This is a genomic window from Methylobacterium variabile (genome assembly GCF_001043975.1).
GTDB lineage: Bacteria > Pseudomonadota > Alphaproteobacteria > Rhizobiales > Beijerinckiaceae > Methylobacterium > Methylobacterium variabile.
Window position 1 is genome coordinate 1 of record NZ_LABY01000025.1, and the last position, 19,990, is coordinate 19,990.

General features: G+C 63.2%; 23 protein-coding genes and 2 pseudogenes. 10 read left to right on the top strand and 15 right to left on the bottom strand.

What is annotated here, in order from left to right:
• The coding region (locus tag VQ02_RS04165; protein ID WP_048442903.1) for a substrate binding domain-containing protein at positions 1-671 on the top strand (671 nt) is incomplete at its 5' end.
• Between the two features lie 282 nt (positions 672-953).
• On the opposite strand, the gene VQ02_RS04170 is transcribed toward VQ02_RS04165, so the two are convergent.
• The gene (locus VQ02_RS04170) at positions 954-1,529 is read right to left on the bottom strand and encodes a TetR/AcrR family transcriptional regulator (protein WP_048442904.1); all 576 of its coding nucleotides are present in this window, start codon (positions 1,527-1,529) and stop codon (positions 954-956) included.
• A 187-nt stretch (positions 1,530-1,716) separates the two neighbouring features.
• On the opposite strand from VQ02_RS04170, the gene VQ02_RS35340 reads away from it, so the two are divergent.
• The 3 genes from VQ02_RS35340 (at position 1,717) to VQ02_RS35345 (ending at position 4,628) form a co-directional block, all read left to right on the top strand.
• Positions 1,717-2,811 (top strand): alpha/beta hydrolase family protein, encoded by a 1,095-nt coding sequence (locus tag VQ02_RS35340; protein ID WP_245239622.1) that lies wholly within the window; start codon positions 1,717-1,719, stop codon positions 2,809-2,811.
• Between the two features lie 64 nt (positions 2,812-2,875).
• Positions 2,876-3,928, top strand: a complete 1,053-nt coding sequence (locus VQ02_RS04175; protein ID WP_048442905.1) for an aldo/keto reductase — start codon at positions 2,876-2,878, stop codon at positions 3,926-3,928.
• Positions 3,929-4,103: 175 nt separating this feature from the next.
• Complete coding sequence (locus VQ02_RS35345) at positions 4,104-4,628, top strand: DUF2147 domain-containing protein (protein ID WP_083469043.1); 525 nt, start codon at positions 4,104-4,106, stop codon at positions 4,626-4,628.
• A gap of 251 nt (positions 4,629-4,879) precedes the next feature.
• Here the strand turns inward: VQ02_RS35345 and VQ02_RS04180 are convergent, their stop codons facing one another.
• On the bottom strand, positions 4,880-6,181 hold the full coding sequence (locus VQ02_RS04180; protein ID WP_048442920.1) for an IS701 family transposase: 1,302 nt from the start codon (positions 6,179-6,181) through the stop codon (positions 4,880-4,882).
• Positions 6,182-6,259: 78 nt separating this feature from the next.
• Complete coding sequence (locus VQ02_RS34595; RefSeq protein ID WP_053080217.1) at positions 6,260-6,904, bottom strand: ParB/Srx family N-terminal domain-containing protein; 645 nt, start codon at positions 6,902-6,904, stop codon at positions 6,260-6,262.
• 995 nt (positions 6,905-7,899) lie between these two features.
• On the opposite strand from VQ02_RS34595, the gene VQ02_RS04190 reads away from it, so the two are divergent.
• Positions 7,900-8,310 (top strand): VOC family protein, encoded by a 411-nt coding sequence (locus VQ02_RS04190; protein WP_048442906.1) that lies wholly within the window; start codon positions 7,900-7,902, stop codon positions 8,308-8,310.
• 1 nt (position 8,311) lies between these two features.
• Here VQ02_RS04190 and VQ02_RS35355 read toward each other — a convergent pair whose 3' ends face one another.
• Complete coding sequence (locus VQ02_RS35355; RefSeq protein ID WP_083469045.1) at positions 8,312-9,730, bottom strand: hypothetical protein; 1,419 nt, start codon at positions 9,728-9,730, stop codon at positions 8,312-8,314.
• 214 nt (positions 9,731-9,944) lie between these two features.
• Here VQ02_RS35355 and VQ02_RS04195 point away from each other — a divergent pair, with 214 nt between their 5' ends.
• Positions 9,945-10,826 (top strand): RusA family crossover junction endodeoxyribonuclease, encoded by an 882-nt coding sequence (locus VQ02_RS04195; RefSeq protein ID WP_048442907.1) that lies wholly within the window; start codon positions 9,945-9,947, stop codon positions 10,824-10,826.
• 34 nt (positions 10,827-10,860) lie between these two features.
• On the opposite strand, the gene VQ02_RS04200 is transcribed toward VQ02_RS04195, so the two are convergent.
• From VQ02_RS04200 to VQ02_RS04210, 3 genes are all read right to left on the bottom strand, one after another.
• The gene (locus VQ02_RS04200) at positions 10,861-11,367 is read right to left on the bottom strand and encodes a GNAT family N-acetyltransferase (RefSeq protein ID WP_048442908.1); all 507 of its coding nucleotides are present in this window, start codon (positions 11,365-11,367) and stop codon (positions 10,861-10,863) included.
• Positions 11,364-11,651, bottom strand: a complete 288-nt coding sequence (locus VQ02_RS04205; RefSeq protein WP_048442909.1) for a type II toxin-antitoxin system TacA family antitoxin — start codon at positions 11,649-11,651, stop codon at positions 11,364-11,366. Before VQ02_RS04205 ends, VQ02_RS04200 begins: the two co-directional genes overlap by 4 nt.
• Before the next feature lie 94 nt (positions 11,652-11,745).
• A complete protein-coding gene (locus VQ02_RS04210; RefSeq protein ID WP_048442910.1) occupies positions 11,746-12,165 on the bottom strand; it encodes a hypothetical protein in 420 nt (139 codons plus the stop codon).
• Positions 12,166-12,497: 332 nt separating this feature from the next.
• On the opposite strand from VQ02_RS04210, the gene VQ02_RS36695 reads away from it, so the two are divergent.
• Positions 12,498-12,713: a hypothetical protein gene (locus VQ02_RS36695; protein ID WP_157080486.1), complete on the top strand. Its 216-nt coding sequence runs from the start codon at positions 12,498-12,500 to the stop codon at positions 12,711-12,713.
• A 19-nt stretch (positions 12,714-12,732) separates the two neighbouring features.
• Here the strand turns inward: VQ02_RS36695 and VQ02_RS35360 are convergent.
• The 4 genes and pseudogenes from VQ02_RS35360 to VQ02_RS04235 form a co-directional block, all read right to left on the bottom strand.
• Positions 12,733-13,486: pseudogene (locus VQ02_RS35360) on the bottom strand (IS5 family transposase).
• Between the two features lie 73 nt (positions 13,487-13,559).
• Positions 13,560-13,802: a hypothetical protein gene (locus VQ02_RS36700; RefSeq protein ID WP_157080487.1), complete on the bottom strand. Its 243-nt coding sequence runs from the start codon at positions 13,800-13,802 to the stop codon at positions 13,560-13,562.
• Positions 13,803-13,851: 49 nt separating this feature from the next.
• Positions 13,852-14,148: a hypothetical protein gene (locus VQ02_RS38035; protein ID WP_167350706.1), complete on the bottom strand. Its 297-nt coding sequence runs from the start codon at positions 14,146-14,148 to the stop codon at positions 13,852-13,854.
• A gap of 163 nt (positions 14,149-14,311) precedes the next feature.
• Positions 14,312-15,145: an oxidoreductase gene (locus tag VQ02_RS04235; protein WP_048442914.1), complete on the bottom strand. Its 834-nt coding sequence runs from the start codon at positions 15,143-15,145 to the stop codon at positions 14,312-14,314.
• Positions 15,146-15,192: 47 nt separating this feature from the next.
• On the opposite strand from VQ02_RS04235, the gene VQ02_RS04240 reads away from it, so the two are divergent.
• Positions 15,193-15,789: a TetR/AcrR family transcriptional regulator gene (locus VQ02_RS04240; protein ID WP_245239623.1), complete on the top strand. Its 597-nt coding sequence runs from the start codon at positions 15,193-15,195 to the stop codon at positions 15,787-15,789.
• A gap of 124 nt (positions 15,790-15,913) precedes the next feature.
• On the opposite strand, the gene VQ02_RS04245 is transcribed toward VQ02_RS04240, so the two are convergent.
• The gene (locus VQ02_RS04245) at positions 15,914-16,351 is read right to left on the bottom strand and encodes a winged helix-turn-helix transcriptional regulator (protein ID WP_245239624.1); all 438 of its coding nucleotides are present in this window, start codon (positions 16,349-16,351) and stop codon (positions 15,914-15,916) included.
• Positions 16,352-16,422: 71 nt separating this feature from the next.
• Between VQ02_RS04245 and VQ02_RS04250 the strand changes: the two genes are divergently transcribed.
• On the top strand, positions 16,423-17,382 hold the full coding sequence (locus tag VQ02_RS04250) for an aromatic alcohol reductase (RefSeq protein ID WP_048442915.1): 960 nt from the start codon (positions 16,423-16,425) through the stop codon (positions 17,380-17,382).
• A 122-nt stretch (positions 17,383-17,504) separates the two neighbouring features.
• Here the strand turns inward: VQ02_RS04250 and VQ02_RS04255 are convergent, their stop codons facing one another.
• From VQ02_RS04255 to VQ02_RS04265, 3 genes are read right to left on the bottom strand one after another with little or no spacing between them, the layout of a single operon-like run.
• Positions 17,505-18,149, bottom strand: coding sequence for an NAD(P)H-binding protein (locus tag VQ02_RS04255; RefSeq protein ID WP_048442916.1), 645 nt, complete (start codon positions 18,147-18,149; stop codon positions 17,505-17,507).
• The gene (locus VQ02_RS04260; protein WP_048442917.1) at positions 18,146-19,069 is read right to left on the bottom strand and encodes an SDR family oxidoreductase; all 924 of its coding nucleotides are present in this window, start codon (positions 19,067-19,069) and stop codon (positions 18,146-18,148) included. Before VQ02_RS04260 ends, VQ02_RS04255 begins: the two co-directional genes overlap by 4 nt.
• Before the next feature lie 25 nt (positions 19,070-19,094).
• Positions 19,095-19,622: a TetR/AcrR family transcriptional regulator gene (locus VQ02_RS04265; RefSeq protein ID WP_053080219.1), complete on the bottom strand. Its 528-nt coding sequence runs from the start codon at positions 19,620-19,622 to the stop codon at positions 19,095-19,097.
• A 151-nt stretch (positions 19,623-19,773) separates the two neighbouring features.
• Here VQ02_RS04265 and VQ02_RS04270 point away from each other — a divergent pair.
• Positions 19,774-19,990, top strand: a pseudogene (locus tag VQ02_RS04270) (IS5/IS1182 family transposase); the annotation flags it as partial.

A 19,990-nucleotide genomic window follows, 5' to 3' on the forward strand; every position in this document is an offset into this window, starting at 1 on the left:
GCCCGGCCGGCACCCTGCGGGTGAGCGCGCCTATCGCCTTCGGGCGCCGCTGCGTCGTGCCGGCAGCGGGCACCCTCGCCCAACGCTACCCACGCCTCGCGATCTCGCTCGATCTCGACGACCGGGTGGTCGACCTCGTCGGCGAGGGGCTCGACGTCGCGATCCGCATCGGCGGGTTAGCCGACAGCACGGCCATGATGCGCAAGCTCGCCGACAACCGCCGAATTCTGGTGGCAGCACCGGCCTACCTCGACGCGGCGGGTCGGCCGTCCACGCCGGAGGCCGCCGCCGGCCACGCGTTCCTGCGCTACGGAACGGCGACGGCACCCTGGCGGCTCAGGGGACCGGACGGTGCGATGGCGAGCCTCGCGGCGATCGCGCGCCTGCGCGTCGACGACGGCGACGCGGTCCACAGCTGGGGCTTGGCCGGGCTCGGCATCATGCTGAAGTCCGAGGTCGACGTCGCGGCGGACCTCGTCGCCGGCCGACTCGAGCGGGTGCTGCCGGACTGGGATAGCGGCGAAGCACCGGTTGTCGCGCTCTACCCCAGCGCCCGTCACCTGCCGCTCAAGACGCGCGTGTTCCTCGACACGGTCGAATGGCAGGTTGCGACGATGCCGGGTGCGGAAGCAAATCAGTCCACCGCGCACGGCAGGCGGCCTCCGTCCTGATGTTCCTCGCAGGGCGTCCCTCGAGTTCGCTCGAGCACCTAGTGCACTAACGCGGACGAACGCACCACGCCCGCTCTCGCCAACCGCCTGCAAACACACCGGAAATCGCAACGAGCTATGTACCTTTTGAAGGCGTCAGTGCACTAGTTCTCGCCTCCATCGCTGGTACAAAGTTGTAACTCAGGCTGATCAGGTGGGAAGCTGCTCCCAAGCGGACGGTCTGAGCTCAGATAAAAACTTGGCTGGTTTACGCGGCGCCCTTGTTGGATAAGAATGAAATATTCAACAATCAATCGGGCCGTTATTAATCATAATGCCTTGAAATATGAGGTCAATGATCCGCTTTGACTGCGCTTTGCCGGCCGGAGAGGCCGGTATACGGAGGAGTAGGCCGAGCAGGGTGAGGATATCATCGGGCTCGACCTCTGGTTTGATCGTCCCTGCTTCTACGCAGGCCATTAAGAGCTGGCGCACCGCACCCGCTAGAGGCTTATAAGCGGCCTGTTTGTCCTGAGCGGTGAGGCCGCCGCCTAGCGTATCGAAGACGCCATGCTTCAGCTCCCCGAACCCAATAAAACGTTCGGCCCAATGCCGTAGAGCATCTAGGGGCGGACGATCGGCGAGCATCGTCGGAACGAGCGAGACTAAGGCGTCGATCTCCTTCTTGTACACGCCCGCCAGCAGCGCCTCGCGGCTCGGAAAATGTCGATAAAGCGTTCCGGGACCAATGCCGGCTCCCTTTGCGATCGAGTTGAGTGACGCACGCGGATCGGCTTTGAACGCCTCGCGCGCCACATCCAAAATGCGATCGCGGTTCGCCTGGGCATCGGCGCGCAGCTTGTCGTCTTCGTCGCCCATCGCTCACTTGCTAATCGGACAGTTCTCCGCTACTCAAACGGAGACGTATCCACTTAATAGCGCGCAACTACCGAACGTGCAACACGGCCTTCGTGGGATCGACAAAAGCCCGCGTCGCGTCCGCGGCCGCCAGCGCTGACGATCTCCCCCTTCCTTGGGCCGGTGTCCATATTCATACGGAGGCATCGTGTCAGATCAACATGCTGTGCATGGAACGGCGGCCAAGTCCGGCTTACATCAAAGCCGACGTTACACTCGGCGGCGATTTGGCCAGGGCATCATTGTTGCCGGAATAGCCGCGAGTCCGTTGCGCGCTATAGCCAGTCAGAACGCTAGCGAGGCCATCGATGTACTCGATCTGGACTGGGTTGATACTCTTCGTGACCGCCGAGTGCCCTCGCGCCTCTACTGGCCAGCCGGTGCGGCGCGACAAAGGACGGTCCCGCTGATCGTCTTCTCGCATGGTCTTGGCGGCTCGCGCACTGGCTACAGCTACCTAGGTCGCCACTGGTCGGCGCATGGCTACGCGAGCCTGCATGTCCAGCATGCCGGCAGCGACAGTTCCATCTGGTTCGGCAATCCAATCACCTTGCTCGACCGAGTCGACGAGGCCGTGAAGGAGCAGGAAGCAGTCGCGCGCGCGCGCGACCTTCGTTTCGCCCTTGATCGCCTCACCGATGAAAGGACAAGTCCGTTTGCGCACCGTATCGATCGGCAACGGATCGTCGCAGCCGGCCACTCGTTCGGTGCTAACACAACCCTTCTCGTCGCGGGTGCTAAGGTCGTCCGGGAAGGAAAGCCGGTCACGTACCGTGATGAGCGCTTCCGAGCAGGTCTCGTCATTTCCGCGCCGCCCTTCTTCGGGGAAACGGATCTTCGATCCGTGCTGGCCTCGATCGACATACCGACACTTCATGTAACGGCGCTGAGAGACACGATCCACGTACCAGGCCGTTTCACCTCGCCTGTTGCCGATCGATTGGCGGTCTTTAACGCGATCCGGAGCGGACGAAAGATGCTCGCCGTTTTCGAAGGTGGCTCGCACAGCATCTTTACCGATCGCGCCTTGTCAGGCGGTCCGACATTGAACCGACACGTGAAGATGGCCACCGCCGCTCTCTCCCTTGCCTTCCTCGATCTGGCATTTCGCCTCCAGACGGCATCACTTGCAGAGTGGGACTCGCGCTGGTCGCCGATCATGGCCGTTCGCCCGGTTCCCTTTCCTATCGAAGGCATCAACCATGTTCGGCACACCGCCTCCGATGCCGCGAGCGCCCCTTGACTAAGTGGAGAGCTCTCCGTTATAATCGGAGAGTTCTCAACTTGCGAAACAATGGGATGGTACAATGCATTACATTAAGCTCGGGCATTCTGGTCTTGAGATTTCACCCATCTGCATCGGGTGCATGGGGTTCGGCGATCCAACGCGGGGTCATCCTCGTTGGTCTTTGGATGAGGCGAGCAGCCGCCCGCTGATCCGCTATGCGCTCGAGGCCGGCATCAACTTCTTTGACACTGCCAATCTCTATTCGGGCGGGAACAGCGAGGAGGTGCTGGGACGCGCGCTCAAGGACTTCATCAGCCGCGACAGCGTTGTGATCGCCACCAAGGTTTCGGCACCAATGCATAACGGTCCGAACGGGAGCGGGTTGTCGCGCAAGGCGATTATGGCAGAGGTAGACCACAGCCTCCGACGTCTTGGAACGGACTATATTGACCTTTTCCAGATCCACCGGCGTGACCAGCGGACGCCGTGGGAGGAGACGCTCGAAACGCTCCACGATCTCGTCAAGGTGGGAAAGGTCCGCTATCTTGGCGCATCGTCGATGATGGCATGGGAATTCGCGACGGCGCTCCACCTCCAGCAATCGAACGGCTGGACCCGCTTCGTGTCGATGCAGAACAATTACAACCTGCTGGCACGCGAGGAGGAGCGCGAAATGCTGCCGCTGTGCGCAGCCGAGGGTGTGCAGACGATGATCTACAGCCCGCTTGCTCGCGGTCGCCTGGCGCGACCGTGGGGTGAGACGACGGCTCGGACGCAATCGGAGCCGGAGGGCGCCAAGCAGAGCGAGGCGACGGCCCAGAGCGACCGTGAGATCGTGGATGCAGTCGCGTCCATCGCGGCGGAACGCGGTGTCAGTCAGGCGCAGATCGGGCTTGCATGGCTCCGTCGGCGATCGGTCGTTGCAGCTCCAATCGTCGGCGCCCTTAAAGCTAATCACATCGATGATGCAGTAGCTTCTCTTTCTATTGTCCTCACGGACGACGAAGCCGCCCGACTGGAAGCGCCGTACACGCCACGTCGCGACTACCAGGGCTTATCCGATCCGGTAGTGCTGGCTAGAGCGGCAGAAGCCGCGAGCGGGTTCAAGGCGTGTGTGCCTGACCTTCTCTGACACGTGAGCGCCTCGGCTGACTAAGCGCCAGTACTGTGATTGAAGAACAAGGCGCTGCGCTGTGGCTTAATCGTACTGATCCAGGACGTTGTTCGGCCGATCAGGCGGGCTGCAACAGTCTCTGCACCATGAGACAAATGAGCCGCACCCAGAAGCTCACAAGTGAGACGCTTCCATGAACCACACTTTGCGCGTGTCCGTTACGCTTGTCAGCGTCGGACTATCGCTCACATCGGCAATGGCCGCGAGCGAAACTGGTGTCTGGCTGACCGAAGATGGGCGGGCCCGCATTCGCACCGAGCGGTGCGGCGCAAACAAAGCGCTACTCTGCGGGTATATTGTCTGGGCCCAAAAGACCGCCTCGGACGATGGAAAGCCATTTGTTGACGTAAAAAATCCAGATCCTTCCCGGAGAAGCCGCCCACTCCTCGGTCACCAGTTATTGATGGGAATGTCTTCGACGGAGGACGGCCATTTCTTAGGCAAGATCTATAACGCCTCGAACGGCAAGTCCTACGATGTCGAAATGTGGAGCGAGGACCCGGGTCGCCTCAACGTCCGAGGTTGCCTGCTGGTAGCACTGTGTCAGACACAGTCATGGACCCGGGTCGTCGATCCGGCAGCAGGGCAATTGCTGGGAGCCACAAACGCAGCGGGCGGACCGAGAGACGATGGCAAGGAAGAAAAGATTGCGCGGTGAGCAAATCGCCTAATCTGATACAAACAGGAAAGGTGGATATTTTACTGTCCAGATTAGTCTTACCCGCGAGCATGAACTGGCTAGAGGCCTTCACTGCCCCTGAACATCTGCTTCGTCCGAAGGGTATCCTACTAGCGTCACAACAATCTGCGCAGCGGAAGCGGCCCAAGGACTCTCGTATACCATTAAAAGCTATACGGCCTAGCACTACTTTGGCAGATTGCTTTTAAGGTGGCTTGTTGAGGGCGGCATCACAATGCGGGCATCGCTGCGGCGATGGCCGGCTGAGATGGTCCAGGATGGCTTGGCGGATGGCCGGCATCGAGGGCTGGGGCGGTGGGCAGGCGATTCTTTTTTTTCCGTCCCGTCGCTGCGAGGCGCCGGGATTGGAGGAAGGCGTAGGCCATCATCGTCATCAGCGCGTGGCGATGCAGTCCGGTCCAGGAGCGGCCCTCGAAGTGGTCGAGGCCGAGTTCCTCCTTCATCTGCTGGTGCGCCTGCTCGCAGATCCAGCGCGCCTTGATCGTTGCGGCCAGTTGCTTGAGGGTCGCGTCGGCGGGGATGTTCGTGAGGTAGTATTTGCGCTCGCTCGAGCCGCGCTCCTCGCGCACCAGCCAGACCTCGTCTCCCGGCAGGTGCTGGTTGCCTTTTGTGCCGATCCGCTGGGTCGGACCATCGGCCATCCGAACGCGCAGCGCGCAGAAGCGGCCCCGCAGCCGACCCTTGGTGCCGTGCCGCCAGGTCACCACCCGGCCGGTCATGTCTGCCAGGATCGTTTCGGCTGCGACCGAGACCTGATCCGGCACGTGACGCTTGCGCGGTCGTCCGCGCCCCGCGACGGGGAAGATCATCGTCACGTCGGCCGGATAGACCTTGCTGCGCCCCGAGATCCCGACAGCCCAGGTCAGACCACGCGCGCTCAGGGCCTGCCGGAACGGGGCGGACCCATAACCCGCATCGGCCAGCACGCAGCCAAAGCGCACGCCCCCCTCCCGAACCCGGTCGATCTCCGCGACGGCGATCTCCAGCTTGGTGCGGGCTTCGCGCCGGTCCTCAGGGACACCGGCCCTGGTCATCCGGTGCAGGTCGCTCGTCCAGGTCTCGGGCAGGAACAGCGCCAGGCCGACCGCCATCGGCACCTCGCCGCGCGCCAACGTCAGCGACACCAACGTCTGGCAGTTGGCGGTCTTGCCCAGCGTCGTGGCGTATTGCGGTGCCACCCCGACCGAGCGATTGCCCTTCTTCGGCAACGCGGTGTCGTCGACGACCAGGATCGCATCCACACCGCCGACGAGGCGATCAGCCTCGCCGAGCAGCGCCCGCTGCAGCGGAGCCTCATCCCAGATCCCAGCCGCGATGAAGTGGTGCAGCCGGTCGTAGGAAACTCCATCGGCCCGGGCCGCCATCGGCTGGATGCTCTTGCGATCACCCAGGCCGATGAGCCCGGCCACGTAGAGTGGACACATCGCCCGGCGTGCCGGATGTGACAGACCAGCCAGGAACGGCTGCAGCCATCGATCCAGATCGTCACGCCATCCGCCCGCATCCGACATCGCGATCACCCACGTCTATCGCCGTAGCATGCGAAGCCGCCATAACGGGATGCGTTCCCTCAACTTGCCAAAGTAGTGCTAGCTGATAGTGCCGTACCTATCGCTCGAGGCCGTCATTGCCCCGCCTAAACACGTTGGGATCGACGAGGGCGTCGAACCCAGGCCCATTCGCAGCCCGCCGCCCCCGTTCCGCAACTGGCCTTTCCGGCGCCTCGGAGCGCCCTTGGGCGGCCTCTGACTGATTGGCGGTGCTCCTGGCCGGAAACTCGTCAGATCGCCTCCCTGCCCTCGCATTCGCCTCGGGCGTTCGATCCTTGCGCGCGTCCCGGCCGTAATCCGGTCCGGCTCATGGCCCTGTTCGGCCAGTGTACGCCACGCCTCGAACTGGTCGGCAGGGTGCATCGCCACCCGCACCACGTTCTCGGCCAGAGAGAGTTCGGCGTGATCGGCATCCGCCGCCACGACACAGGGCACCGCCCAGTCCTTCGGCAGCCTGCCTGCCTGCGCCAGTGCGTTCAGCGCCCGCAAGCGTCTGCCCCCCGCGATCACGTGGTGCTTCTTCCGGAACTGTCCGCCGACCGTCAGGGGGTTGAGCAATCCGTGCGCCTCGATCGACGCCGCCAGCTCGTCCAGCCCTGTATCGGCCGCCGTCTTCCGCACATTTCCCTCCCACAGAACCAGCCTGTTCAAGGGGATGGATTTCGTTTCGTGTTGTACGCTCATCTTCTTTCTCCTGTTGCTAAAAGGTTTGCGCATGCAAACCTGCTAGCCCGAGCGGCAATGAGCGGGGGAAAGACTATCATGACCGAAGCCGGGGAGGGGGATCGCCCGGCCTGCAGCCCTTCGCGAAGGCCGGGGATACCCCGGCGCACGCGGGCGTCAGCCCGTCCAGTCATTGACAGGATGGGGCGGCAGCCCCGCTTTCTTCGCGTCAGCGATCGTCACCCGTATGGGCGGAGACGACAGGCTCCGGGAGGGCGCGCTTGCGGCCGAGTAGAGCGCGGCCGGCATGCAGCCGGCGACGCCCGAACCAGGAAACCCTGGAAAACCGAGCGATACCGACCCGCGGGTGCGCACAGGCTGGCATCTTTCCTGCAACGCGCCACCCGGTCACATTCTTCCTCCGACAGCGCGCCGGCCAGGGTCCTATCCCCGAGCCGGCGTTCTGCTATGCGCCTGCGCCCGATTTCATCGCTTCCAAATTGTTGCAGCGCAGCGTATGCAATATTCGCGAGATGGGGAGCGCCTCGCCCGCATCGACTGAGCGATGGGCGCCGTATCTCCAAGCTTGGCTTTCAACGCAGGACAAGCCTGCATGCTGCCTGGCAGAGGATGAATACGTTCCGGATCGAAATGGCAGCGCTACCAGACAGCACGACCGCCCAGGCCGTGACCTTCAAAGGCCGCGGCCGAGCCTCTCTGCTCGGCGGGCGGATCGTCCTTCACGTCTGCCCTGTCTGCTCACAGCGCAATGCGCCGTCGGCGGAGCAGAAGGGACGATGCGCCTGGTGCGCCTACGTACCCGACGCCGGCGACGTCGAGCCTGCCCGTCGAGGGCAGGGGTAGCGGCCCAGGCATCAGGAGCAGGGGGCTCATTGCCGCCCCTCTGCCGGCTGTCGCCGGCATTCACCCGCTAGGATATTTGAAGCACAAGGATTTCCCTGGGCATGCTATGAAGATCTACGTGAAGGAATAAGGACGACGGGGGAGGAACATAAATGACCAGGTCAATCTTCATCAGCCTGCCGGTGACTGATCTCAAGGCGTCGATCGCCTTCTACGAAGCCATCGGTTTCAAGAACAATCCGCAATTCACCGGCGATGAAGGCACCTGCATGGTCTGGAGCGACACGATCAGCTTCATGCTGCTCACGCACGCCAAATGGGGAACAATGACCAGGCGGCCCATCACGCCGAAAGACTCGAGCGAGGTTATGCTGGCCCTGTCGTGCGACAGCCGCGAAGCGGTCGACGCCATGGCGGAAGCCGCCGGCGCTCATGGCGGCAGCGTCGACATCAATCCGGTCGAGGATCACGGCTTCATGTACGGCCGCGATCTCGGCGATCCGGACGGCCATGCCATCGGAGCGATGTGGATGGACGCGTCAGCAATGTCTGCGCAGGGCTAGCTCAATCAAAGCGCCGCGCCTCATTGCGGAGCCGCTCGTTCACCTGTAGCCATCCCTCCAAGGTCGGCGCCGGCTTATCGACGTCGGTGATCAGCGTCTGTGACCACAGGATAGACTTTTCGTAGATGGAGACGCAACGCCATTCTCCACCGTCGAGAAACCAATGTTGCGCCTCTGGCAACAACTCGAAGGACACGGGGTAGCGTGCGAAGGGGTTGTGGAATACTTCTATTTCGGCTGTCCATGGCTCATAGCCGTGCGGCCATAATTCGCGATATTCCTTACTGGTGATGTCCATACAGAATGGAATACCTTCAAGGGCGCCTTCCGTTCTGTCGAATAATTCCCCCCTTCTAGTGTAGCGATAGCCCTCCGGCGCGCCTCCACCTGAGATGGCGACACGGTTCGGCTTCGCTATCGAGCATGCGTTCGAGAAAATGACTGCTGATAGTTCGGCATGCCTATCATCGGTGAAAAGGCCGGCTGGAAATTGGGATGGCCCAAGCAGTGTTTTCACGGGCAGCGGGACAGCCTGAGATCTGCCGTCGACCTCTGCCACGGTGGCTCCGGCCCCGTGAAGATAGGCAGCCAAAGCCCCACGGCTCCACATCATAGAACCGGATGCATGAAAATCTGCTATAGCGATGATAAATGGCTTCCCTGCGACATGAGGAAGCTGGTCATAACGGCGCGCGAGCTTATTGCCGATTGTCTTGGCAAACCGTAAGGCAGCTGAGCCGGAGAATAATTCATGCCGATCTGTTGGCACATCTGCAATGGGTGCGTTCACGTGATTATAGGGTACGGTAGGATTAGCCGTCACAGCTTCGACCCATGCTTCGCCTCCTAAACGATTTGCAATCCGAAAATCGGGCGACTCAAACGGCTGCTCAACCAACAGTCCTTGTTCGCGAAACGATGCAAGTAGATGAACTTCCCACAAGCGCGTGTGATAATTGCCAGTCCGACAGTCGCTAACCCAGTTGCGGTCGGGCTTCGGCAAGGCGAGGTATAGTTGGTTCAAGGCCCATCCGCCTGGCCGACGAGCTGGCGTCGCGAGCAATCTGAACATCTCATCCGGTTCACGCTCTCCAATCTTGAATAACGGCGGTCGCGTCATGACGCCGGGCGGGATCGGTTCGAGTGGCAGGCCCTCCGCGAGATCGGCCCGCATGGCCGCTACGGCGGCATCTATTGACGGAAATCCGGTTGCCTGACGGGCGACAGTCCATACCGAGTCCAGCCGCCGCCGCATGACGATGATGCCGAATGTATCGTCATGAACCCGGCGGGTGACGATGCCGCAGCTTCGTTCGTCCACGCTGCCCCAAGCACCAACAGGCGGCTCATCCCCGAAGCCGTGGCCTCGTGGAAGCGACAGGGCGTAGAAGTCAAACTCCCAATGAGGAATTTCGCGCATCTGGCTTCCGTGCACACATGTTCTGTCGCTCATAACACAAAAAAACAGCGTGCAGGAGGCTTATGGAGTGTCGACAATCGTAGCTGCAACGTTTTGACTTCGGCCTTGAGAGTTCCTGACAGGTTGCGATTTGACAACTTCAGCTTAGATATCCGCCAAGGCTATGCTGCAGTAGGGCCATGAACGTCCTGGGCGATCAAGGAGAACTTCACACATGAACGACAAGCGGATTAAAATGGATGAGGCCCATGCCCTGGATGAGATGGCGGAAGCGTTCACATTCGAGGATCAGCTGAACATCGAGCGCCAGGGTGCCGTGGCCGGCATCAATCCGATGTTCGGCGAATGGCGGCACCATTTCCGCTTCGCGCCGGTGCCTTACGGCAACGGTGCCTCACAAAGGGGCGAGTTTCGCAAAGCGATCCAGGCGCAGCTGAACAATCAGTGGCTATACGCGAACGAAATTCAGCTCGAGATCACCCTTCATCTCGATGTGCAGACGGTCCTTGAAACCGACCAGACGGCCGATCTCGATAACTATGCAAAGGCGATCCTGGACGCTCTCAAAGGACCGAAGGGCATCATGATCGACGATACGCAGGTGCAGTCGCTCTCCATCAGCTGGATCGATGGTTATGGGGATCCTTCCTTCGAGATCGCGGCCCGTGGCTCCCCCGATGAATTCGTGCTCAAGCCACAGGAATTTTACGAGATGCCGGACAAGCTTTGGTATCCTCATGGCCGTGTACTATGGACTGATGGTCATGCCGAAACAATTTCAGATCGAAACCATTATGCCGGGCTGTCAGTCATCGAGCAGATGAGTTCGCTTCAAACGCGGGTTCGCGCTGAAGCGCGCAAGGCAGGCGCGAACCGCCTTCGAGCATTTCAGCTCGGTCGATACGTTTCGACGACTGCTCGAGGCTTTCATCGCAGTCGTATCGACGGCGACTTTCCACTGCACCCACTTCGCGAATGGCAGGCCGAACGTTTTAAGTGGATCGAGAAGAATGGTGCCGAATTTGCGGAGATCGAAGACATCATGATCAAGCTGCGCGCTTCCCATGATCGAATGATCGCTGCTCTTACAAAATAATCATGAACGGCTACCGGGCAATTCTCGTAGCGCTTCAGCCGTCGAGCAGGGCAAGGCCGGTCGCAACCGGCAGGAAAAGCCGCAGCGGCTGCTCGAGCAGCGGCATGAAGCCGAATGCCGCGTAGAAGGCGGCGGCCCGCTCGTCGATCGCGTCGGCGAAGATGGCGTGGGTGCCGATCGGCGCGGTGGCAACGGTGCGGATGGCGTCGAACAGGAGCGCCTCGCCGATGCCCGTGCCGCGGAAAGCCTGGTCCCGGCCCATCCAGCCGATCAGGACAGCAGGCACGGTCGGGTAGCGGGGCAGCTTCTTGGCGAGCTCGGCTGGCACATCCTTGAGCGGCACGTTGCTGGAAGACAGGGTGTAGAAGCCGGCCACCCGGCCGGTCGCGACCTCGCGCGCCACGAAACAGGTGGCGTATTTGCGCTTCACGTCCTGGGAGACGGCCTGCCGGAAATAGGCGTCAACCTTCTCGTGGCCGCAGCTGAAGCCCGTCCGGTCATGGTCCTTGGACAGGGGCTCGATGACGAAGGGCTGCGTCACCGCGGCTGGATCAGGGCCGCATGGCGCTGCGCGGCGCGCTTCAGCCGGCCATTGGGCTTGGGCGGGTCGATCAGGGCTTCCGCGAAGCGGACCTGGTCCGCCTGCGCCATCCGCAGGATCTCGGCCTCTTCCACCACGCGCCTGGCGTCTTCGCCTGCCGTGGCCATGACGAAGCCGGTCAGCGTCATGCCGCGCAGCTCGGCCGCGCGCAGCATCGTGTCATAGACCTGCACCGGAATACGGGCTTCCAGCCGTGCGGTCTCTGTGTCCTTCCTTGCTCTCATGCGTCACCATCCTTACGCACATTGTACGGCAAAATGCCGGAACATGCAAAATGATGGTGACGGCCTGACTGCCTGGCGCGCCCATAGCGTAAGCCTAGCTGCCGTCCCTGAACTCCATGATCCCCGCCCGGTCCTGCCAGGCTCGGTTCTTGTTCCACCACCACCACGCGTCACGCATCGTCAGGGCGGAGAACACCACCGCGAACTTCATCCATCCGTCTTCGCCATAGGACTCCGCCGCCAGGTCCGGTCGCGCGGCCTTGACCGCGTCGAGGACGGCCTGGTGCTGCATGTCCCATTCCAAACCCTCGGCCATGCCCTTGAACGCCTCGTAGGCGTTCCAGGCGGACACAAGGAGCGGCACGCGGTCCAGGCCGATACCGAACACCGCCTCCTCCTCTTCGAACAGCTGGAACCAGTCATAGCCCGCATAGCCGGCCGGGCAGGGGCCTTGCGCCACCTCCCTGATCAGGGCGCGAAGACGGTCGGTCGGGACGACAGGCGCTGCACTCATGGCGTCCTTGCCTCCGCCAGCTGGGCCCGGCAGTCGGGATGTTTCATGACATGCTGCAGACCGGGCCCGCTCATGTATCCCTGATCCCACCCGTTCGCTGTACGGTAGATAACCCTGTAGGCAGTGCCGTCGCGGGGGGATGTGACCCAGTCGTACATCAGGACGCAGGATCCGTCGCGCAGCGTGACGCACATCCTACCGAACGGCCTGCTGTAGACAGGCCGGTTGCCCTGCACTTGATCGGTAGTGAAATGTGTATTTGGAAAGAGCTTGGTCATCACGGCCTAAGCGTCCATGCCAGGATCTTGCCCAAGGATCCGCAGCAACGGGTCATGAAGTCTGACGACGGTGACCTCCTTCCGGAGTGGCATATTTTCGATTACGAACCACATCAGGCCTTTCGCCAGATCGTTGCCAAAAAAGAGCGCCAGGCAGCCGCCGATGACGACCCCCGCGACGGCGCAGACGGCCCCGAACTGCGCCAGGATCACATACGGGCTGCGGGGAGGGGCATCGTCCATGACGGCGGGCCGGCAAAAGAAAGCTGAGCCTATGGTCGAGACTCAATCAGCACCAGAATGCGATGACGGTGGCCAGGGCGAGAGCCGAGGCGAAGTTGCGGGCGAGCTTGTCGTAGCGTGTGGCGATGCGACGGAAGTCCTTAAGGCGGCAGAAGACCGCCTCGATCCGCCAGCGATCCCGATACCGCCGCTTGTCGAGGCGGATCTTGCGCTTGCGGGCGCGGGTACCGGGAATGACCACGCTGATGCCCTGCTCCCGCAGGTCCTGGCGCAGCCAGTCGGCGTCGTCGCCTTTGTCGGCGATGAGCCGGCGCACGCGACCGGGCGCCTTGTCCAGCACGGCAGGTGCAGTCTTCACGTCGCTGGCATTGCCGGGGGCGAGGTGGATGACGCCCGGGCGGCCGATCACATCGGCGAGGATGTGGATCTTGGTGGTCGCACCCGCCCGCGAGGGGCCCATGGCCTGTTCGCGGCCCTCTTTCCACCAAGGGCGGCGCGCTGAGCCTTGACGTCGGTCGCGTCGAGAGCGGCGGCTTCGCCCGACCCGCCAGCCTTGGCCGGGGTCTCCAGCCTACGGGTCCAGAAGCCGCGGCGCGACCACCTGTTGAAGCGGTTGTACACGGTCGTGGACGGACCATAGTCGCTCGGCAATCCTTTCAGCGGCAACCGCACTTGATGACGTGCAGGATGCCCGACAGGATGGTGTGGTCGTCCTTGCGACGAGCGCCGGGCTGGTTGGTGGGCATGAACGGCACCATCGCCTGCCATTGCTCGTCCGACAGCCAGAACAGTTCTGCCATTGCCTCCTCCTTCTGGAAGGCGATTGGAGTCACATTCCTCTCATCATCGCAACACCTTGAATGGGTTTAGACCCTAGCCCGGCCATGGGGGCAGGCAACCGGCCGTTAAGTCTGCCGGCTTGGATCTTTCGGCGTACTGGGCAGCGGTGACCAGAAATGAGCGCCTGCCGGTCAGGGTTTCGGCCAGCACGTCGATGGCGTTCGTCACGCCAGAGCAGGCCTTGTAAACCTCGCCGCCGATCGGCGCTTGTCCCGACGCCTTCGTGCAGGCCCCGCGGCACTCTCCCACCGCCTTCAGGAGGTCTTGCTTCTCCATCTCGCCAAATGACCGTTTCGAACGCCGTCCTCTTCTCATGGACGCGCCCTCACTGCAGCTGCGGCGGAAAGAGCTGGTAGCTGAACGCCGTCGAGGCTCTGCCGCCGTTCGGATAGGCTTCGCGCAGATGAATGGTGGCGGGCCGCTGCCGGCACCGCCGGCACACGATGCGACTGGCGACTTCCCCGAGCTGTCGGTCTTTCGGCGGGTTCCTGGTTAGGCGGTAGGCCGTCTCGCAGCTGCAGGCGCAGCGCACATCCAGGTAGCACCCGTCCAGCTCGGACAGGTGAGCGCGGTAGATCATAGGGGTTGCGGGCGGCGGGGCCGATTTAGTGTCGTTTTGCATATCTGTTCTCCTGGAGTGAGAACACATATAGAACATGTGGCAGGAAATATCCTTACGTTTATACGGCCGCGTATTGGCTATTGCGACTTTGGGGGTGGACATCGCGCTGTCTTGAGTTCGCAGGCGCTGTCCTCCTCCAATAATGGTCAGCTACACATACCCATCAGTTCTCGAAGCTGGTCGAGCGTGAGAGCTTATCCCAGGCGGCGAGCTCGGTCTTCATCCCGTGCAGTTTTTGCTCGACCAGCCCGAGGGCATCGGCTCCTAGGAACAGTCGCACGGGCGGATTGTCAGCGGCGATCAGCGCCAGTAGCGCCTGAGCAGCCTTCGCTGGGTCACCGGGCTGGTTTCCACTCTTTGCCTGCCGTGCGGTGCGAATAGGGTCCATAACGGCGTTGTAGTCGGCGATGCTGCGGGGCGTACGATCCATGGAGCGACCGGCCCAATCCGTGCGAAACTGGCCCGGCGCGAGAGCTGTCACCTTGATACCGAACCCTGCTACCTCCTTGCCCAACGCTTCCGAGATGCCCTCTAGAGCGAATTTGCTGCCACAGTAGAACGCAATCCCCGGCATGGTGATGAAGCCACCCATCGAGGTCACGTTGACGATATGGCCGCGCCGGCGCTCGCGCATGCCCGGCAGCACCGCCTTTATCATCGCAACCGGTCCGAACACGTTAGCAGCAAACTGCCGCTGGATGTCGTCGAGCGAACTCTCCTCGAGGACACCCTCATGACCGTAGCCGGCATTGTTCACGAGTACGTCGACCGGGCCAGCCTGCCGTTCGGCCTGTGCCACGGCCTCGGGGATCGCGTCGAAATCCGTCACGTCCAGCACGAGCGGATGGGCTCGATCGCTCGCGAGTTCAGCGAAGGCATCGGCGTCTGCGGCCCGACGGACCGTGCCGATGACGTGGTGGCCGGCAGCCAATGCGCCCTCTGCGAAGGCTCGGCCCAAGCCACTGCTGACGCCGGTGATAAGGAAGGTCTGTGCCACAGGCTGGCTCCTTGTGTTGGTTATCTATATCATGATATACATATCCGATGATGCCTAGCAAGACCAAACTCATCGAGGGACAGCGCGGCGAGCCTGTGCGGCGGCGCGTGATCGACGCGGCAGAGTGCTTGCTGCGCGAGGGCAAGGCCGACTTTTCGATGCGCGACCTAGCGGCCGGCGCTGGGGTCAGCTTCGCGACGCCGTTCAATCAGTTCGGAAGCAAGGCGGCGATCATGCACGCGCTCTCGGCTCGACGAATTGATGCGATGACGATGCGCTTTGATGCGGCGCCCGCGCTGCCGAACGCTGCCGAGCGCGTGCTGCTCGCCGTCGAGGTGGCGGTCGCGGTGATGCTGGAGGAGCCGAGCGTCAACCGCGCAGTGATGGGTTGGCTCGGCACAGCCGGTCCCGCCCCCGGCGCTGTGCTCGCCCACTCCATGTCTCTGTGGACGCTAGCATTGGGTCAGGGCGAAGGCTTGCTCGAAGCCCGGCGGGCGCAGGCACTAAGCTCCTTGCCGGGCCAGCTTGCCTTCGCCTTCCGTGGGGTTCTGTCGTTCTGGACGGCGGGCGAACTGCCGGACGAGGCGCTGGGCCCGAGTGCGCGCGAAATCGCGCAAACCTTGTTGCTCAGCTTCATCGAATGACAGCTATCGACGAGGCAGAGGCTCACGGCCGGGTTGGGTGGTTTTCGGTCCGTCCGCTTTCGGAGCATAGAGCTAAAGTACCGGACGGCAGCAGCGGCATCGGTCACTGCGCCTTTCGCCCCGGCTACGGCTTCTCGCCAGGGTAGTCTCTGTCGAATGCTTCCCTGGCCGTTCGAAACTTGTTCGCATTCTCGACGACCCATGTCCACAGCGGAACCATCCGAACGAGCAGCTCCAGGCCGGTGTCGGATAGCGCGTACTCGACATGAGGGACGATCTCCTCGAAGTCGTAGCGTACTACCAGCCCATCACGTTCGAGGTGCCGGAGGGTGCGCGTGAGCATGCGCTGCGTGACACCGTGCATGCGCCGCCCGATCTCCGTGTGGCGCAGCTGCCCGTACACCCCCAGCGTGTGGATGACGCCGAGCGACCAGCGGTTGCCGGCATGGGCCAAGACTTCTCGCCGGACCCCGTCATCGTCATCCCTGAGGCCATCGCAGACGGTCTGCGAGTATCTAAGGACGTCGTCCCGGCTCAGCGACATGACCGCGGTATCACGCATGTACCGTTCTTTCGCTCTCGGTTGCGGGCTGCCAGATCGTGTCGGCGATCAACGCTGAACGAGCTAGAACGATGAGTGATGCTAGACCCGCCGTGAAGTCCCGTAACATCCTCGTGCTGGGTGCTGGCGAGCTCGGCATGCCGGTCCTGCGCAATCTGGCACGGCGCGCCAAGGGCATCGATGGGGCCAGGATCAGTGTGCTCCTGCGCGCCGGCACCATCGGGTCCGACGCGCCCGAAAAGAGCCGCGACGTCGCCGAGCTACGGGCCCTCGGCATCGAGCTCGTCCCGGGCGACCTGGTGGGGAGTTCGATCGACGAGCTCGCCGGGGTATTCGCCCGGTACGACACCGTCATCGGCTGCGCGGGCTACGCCGCCGGCATCGACACCCCCATGAAGCTCGCCAGGGCGGCGTTGCAAGCGGGCATCCCCCGCTACTTCCCCTGGCAGTTCGGCGTCGACTTCGAGGCTATCGGCCGCGGCAGCCCGCAGGACATCTTCGACGCGCAGTTGGACGTGCGCGAACTCCTGCGCTCGCAGGACAAGACCGACTGGGTGATCATCTCGACCGGCATGTTCATGAGCTATCTGTTCGAGCCGGAGTTCGGCGTCGTCGACCTGGAGAATGCCGAGGTCCACGCGCTCGGCAGCCTCGACACGGCCGTGACGCTGACCACCCCGGACGACATCGGGAAGCTGACGGCGGAGATCGTGTTCTTCGAGCCGACCATCCGCAACGAGGTCGTGTACCTGGCCGGCGACACAGTGACCTACGGCGAGGTCGCCGACAAGCTGGAGGCTGGTCTCGGTCGTCCCTTCCGGCGCTCCGAGTGGAGCGTGCCCTTCCTGAAGGAGGCACTGGCGAACGACCCCAAGAACATGATGCGCAAGTACCGGGCGGCCTTCGCCATGGGCCGGGGCTATTCCTGGGACAAGGCCGGGACGTTCAACGCGCGGCACTCCGTCCCGGTCACGGACGTGGATGATTGGGTCGGCGCGAACCTGGGCGCCTCGCCGTCCACAGGATGCTAGCCCGACCGGCGACCTAGAAGACGGACCACCGATATCGCCACGACCAAGGAACGCGTCGGCCCCAGGCCGTCGCGGCAGGAAAGTCATGATGGCAGCTAGTACCAACTGCCTTCGTGGGATCGTCAGGTCGAGCACGATCCCACGTCGGCGTTCGTCTTGACGGCAATGCCCGGCCGAGCCGCAATGACCCCTTCGACGAGAAGTCCGGCCATCGCGGTCGCCGAGCTCGGCCTCCAGGGAGACGGCAAGACGGGTGCGAGGGACTTCAGGACCGCGACGGCCAATCGCTCGTCGAGCCGCGCGCTTTCGCGTTGCCCGTCGAGGGCGCTCGGACGCACGATTGTCAACGATGGGAAAGCCAGCGCCGCGAGCTTGCTCTCTAGCTCTCCCTTCCTGCGCGTATAGGCGAAGCGCGAGCGGGGATCGGCGCCGAGGGACGAGACCAGCGCGAACCGGGTCGCGCCTTGGCTACGCGTGAGGTGCGCGATGGCGAGCGGATAGTCCCGGTCGATCGCCAGATACTCGTTCGGCGATGGGGTGCGGGCGCGCGTCGTGCCCAGGGCGCAGATGACGCCGTCCACGTTCCACCAATCGGCATCGGCAGGGAGGTCCGAAAAATCGACAACGACGTTTCGCAGCTTGGTATGGGGCTCAACCGGGCGGCGGGTCAGGGCGACCACGCGGTCGATCCGGCTGTCAGCGAGCGCTAATTCCAGCGCAAGGCCACCGACGAGACCGGTAGCACCGGCGATAAGGACCGTGGTCATGCCGGACGCTCGTGCCGCTCAGCCGCCCTAATGGCGTGCGCCGATTTGGTGAGGTGCGGCTTCAGGCCCGCGGCGAGGAGCCGGTCGAGTACCCGGTCCGACAGAAGGCGGGTCAAGCCGACGAAGACCCCGCTCCAGCGGCCGACGGTGTACCGGGTTCGGGGGCGCGCGTTGGTGATCGCGTCGGCGATAGTACGACCTGCATCCTCGGGCGAGGCCCCGCCCGCTTCCGAGGCTTCGGCCTGCGCCACCACCGCCCGCAACAGCGCCGCGTAGCGCCCCTGCTGCACGGCGGTCATGGCGTCGATGACCCTCTCGGCCCGGGCGCCGACCTGTCCGAGCATCTCTGTCCTGACAGCCCCCGGCTCGATCACGACGACCCTCACCCCGAGCGGACCGACTTCGCGGCGCAGCGAGTCGCTGAGCGCTTCCAGCGCGAACTTGGTGCATGCGTAGGGACCGTAGGCCGCCATCGCCACCCGGCCGCCCACCGACGATACGTTGACGATCGTCCCGCCGCTTTCGAGCAAGGCGGGAAGCAGGGCCTGGATGACCGCGACATGGCCGAACAGGTTAACCTCGAACAGGCGGCGCCAGTCCGGCAGCGCGTACGTCTCCACAGGCGCGTTGATCCCCACGCCGGCATTGTTGACCAACACGCCGAGCCGCCGACGCTCGGGATCGTTCCTGACGCGCTGCGAGAGCGCGGCGATCCCGGACTCGTGCGTAATGTCGAGAATGATCGGCTCGATGTTCGCGGTGCGCAGCGCGTTGGCGTCCTCCTCCCGGCGGACGCCCGCCAGGACATGATAGCCCCGCTCAGCGAGCTCGCGCGCCGTCGCCGCGCCGATGCCGCTCGACGCTCCGGTGACGACGGCCACCTCTCGACGCGAGCCGGGTTGGGTTTCGGCGCTGCACATGAAGTCTCCGATCCTTGTTCTTGGTTCAGTCAATCGAACGCCACAGAGCGTCGAACCCGATCGCCGCATGGCGCTCGGCGGCGGTCGGATCGGCCGCGATGACGTCGATGGTGGCCTCTGTCATGGCCATCACCAGCGAGGCGACGAACATCGGGGAGGCGTCGCGCATCGCCCCGTTGGCGCGGCAGCGGTCGAGGAGCGCGACGACCTGAGCGTAGGGTCGGCTCGCTATGTCGCGCGTGGCGGGCGTCAGGTCGTTCGACACGGCGAGCTGCGCCAGCGCCAAGCGCTCCAGCGGTTTCTCCCGTGCCCAGCGCAGCATTCCGTACCAGACATGCCGCAACTGCTCGCGAGGCTCGACATCCTCTGGGATGCCATCCGTGGTCGCGGCGGCCATCCGCAACTTTAGCTCGACGTAGAGCTCGTTCAGCAAATCGGCCTTAGTCTCGAAATAGATGAACAGGGCTCCGTTGGAGACGCCCGCGGCCTTCGCGATCGACGCCGTCGACGCGCGCAGTCCCTGCTCGGCAACGATCCGGATCGCTGCCTCCATGATCTCGTTGCGCTTCGAGTCGCTCTTCGGTCTTGCCATAGAGAGATGATATGAAAGAGCGACCAGTCAGTCAACGGCGCTTTCAGGGTGATGCGGGTTTTCCCAATCAGAAGGGTGGGTGTAGGCTGGCAGTCCCGCTCGGAGATCGCTCATGTCGCTCCGGCCGCAGCCCCCGCTCCCGCCTGTCCCTGAGGACACGGCTCGCGTCGCCCAAACCGCGTTCCGACGCGGCAACCCCTACCTGCTCCTACGCACCCGCCTCGGCACCATCTTCGCCGATGCCGCGTTCGCTGACCTCTATCCCACCCGCGGCCAGCCCGCCTACGCACCCTGGCGCCTCGCCCTCGTCACCCTCCTGCAGTTCCGCG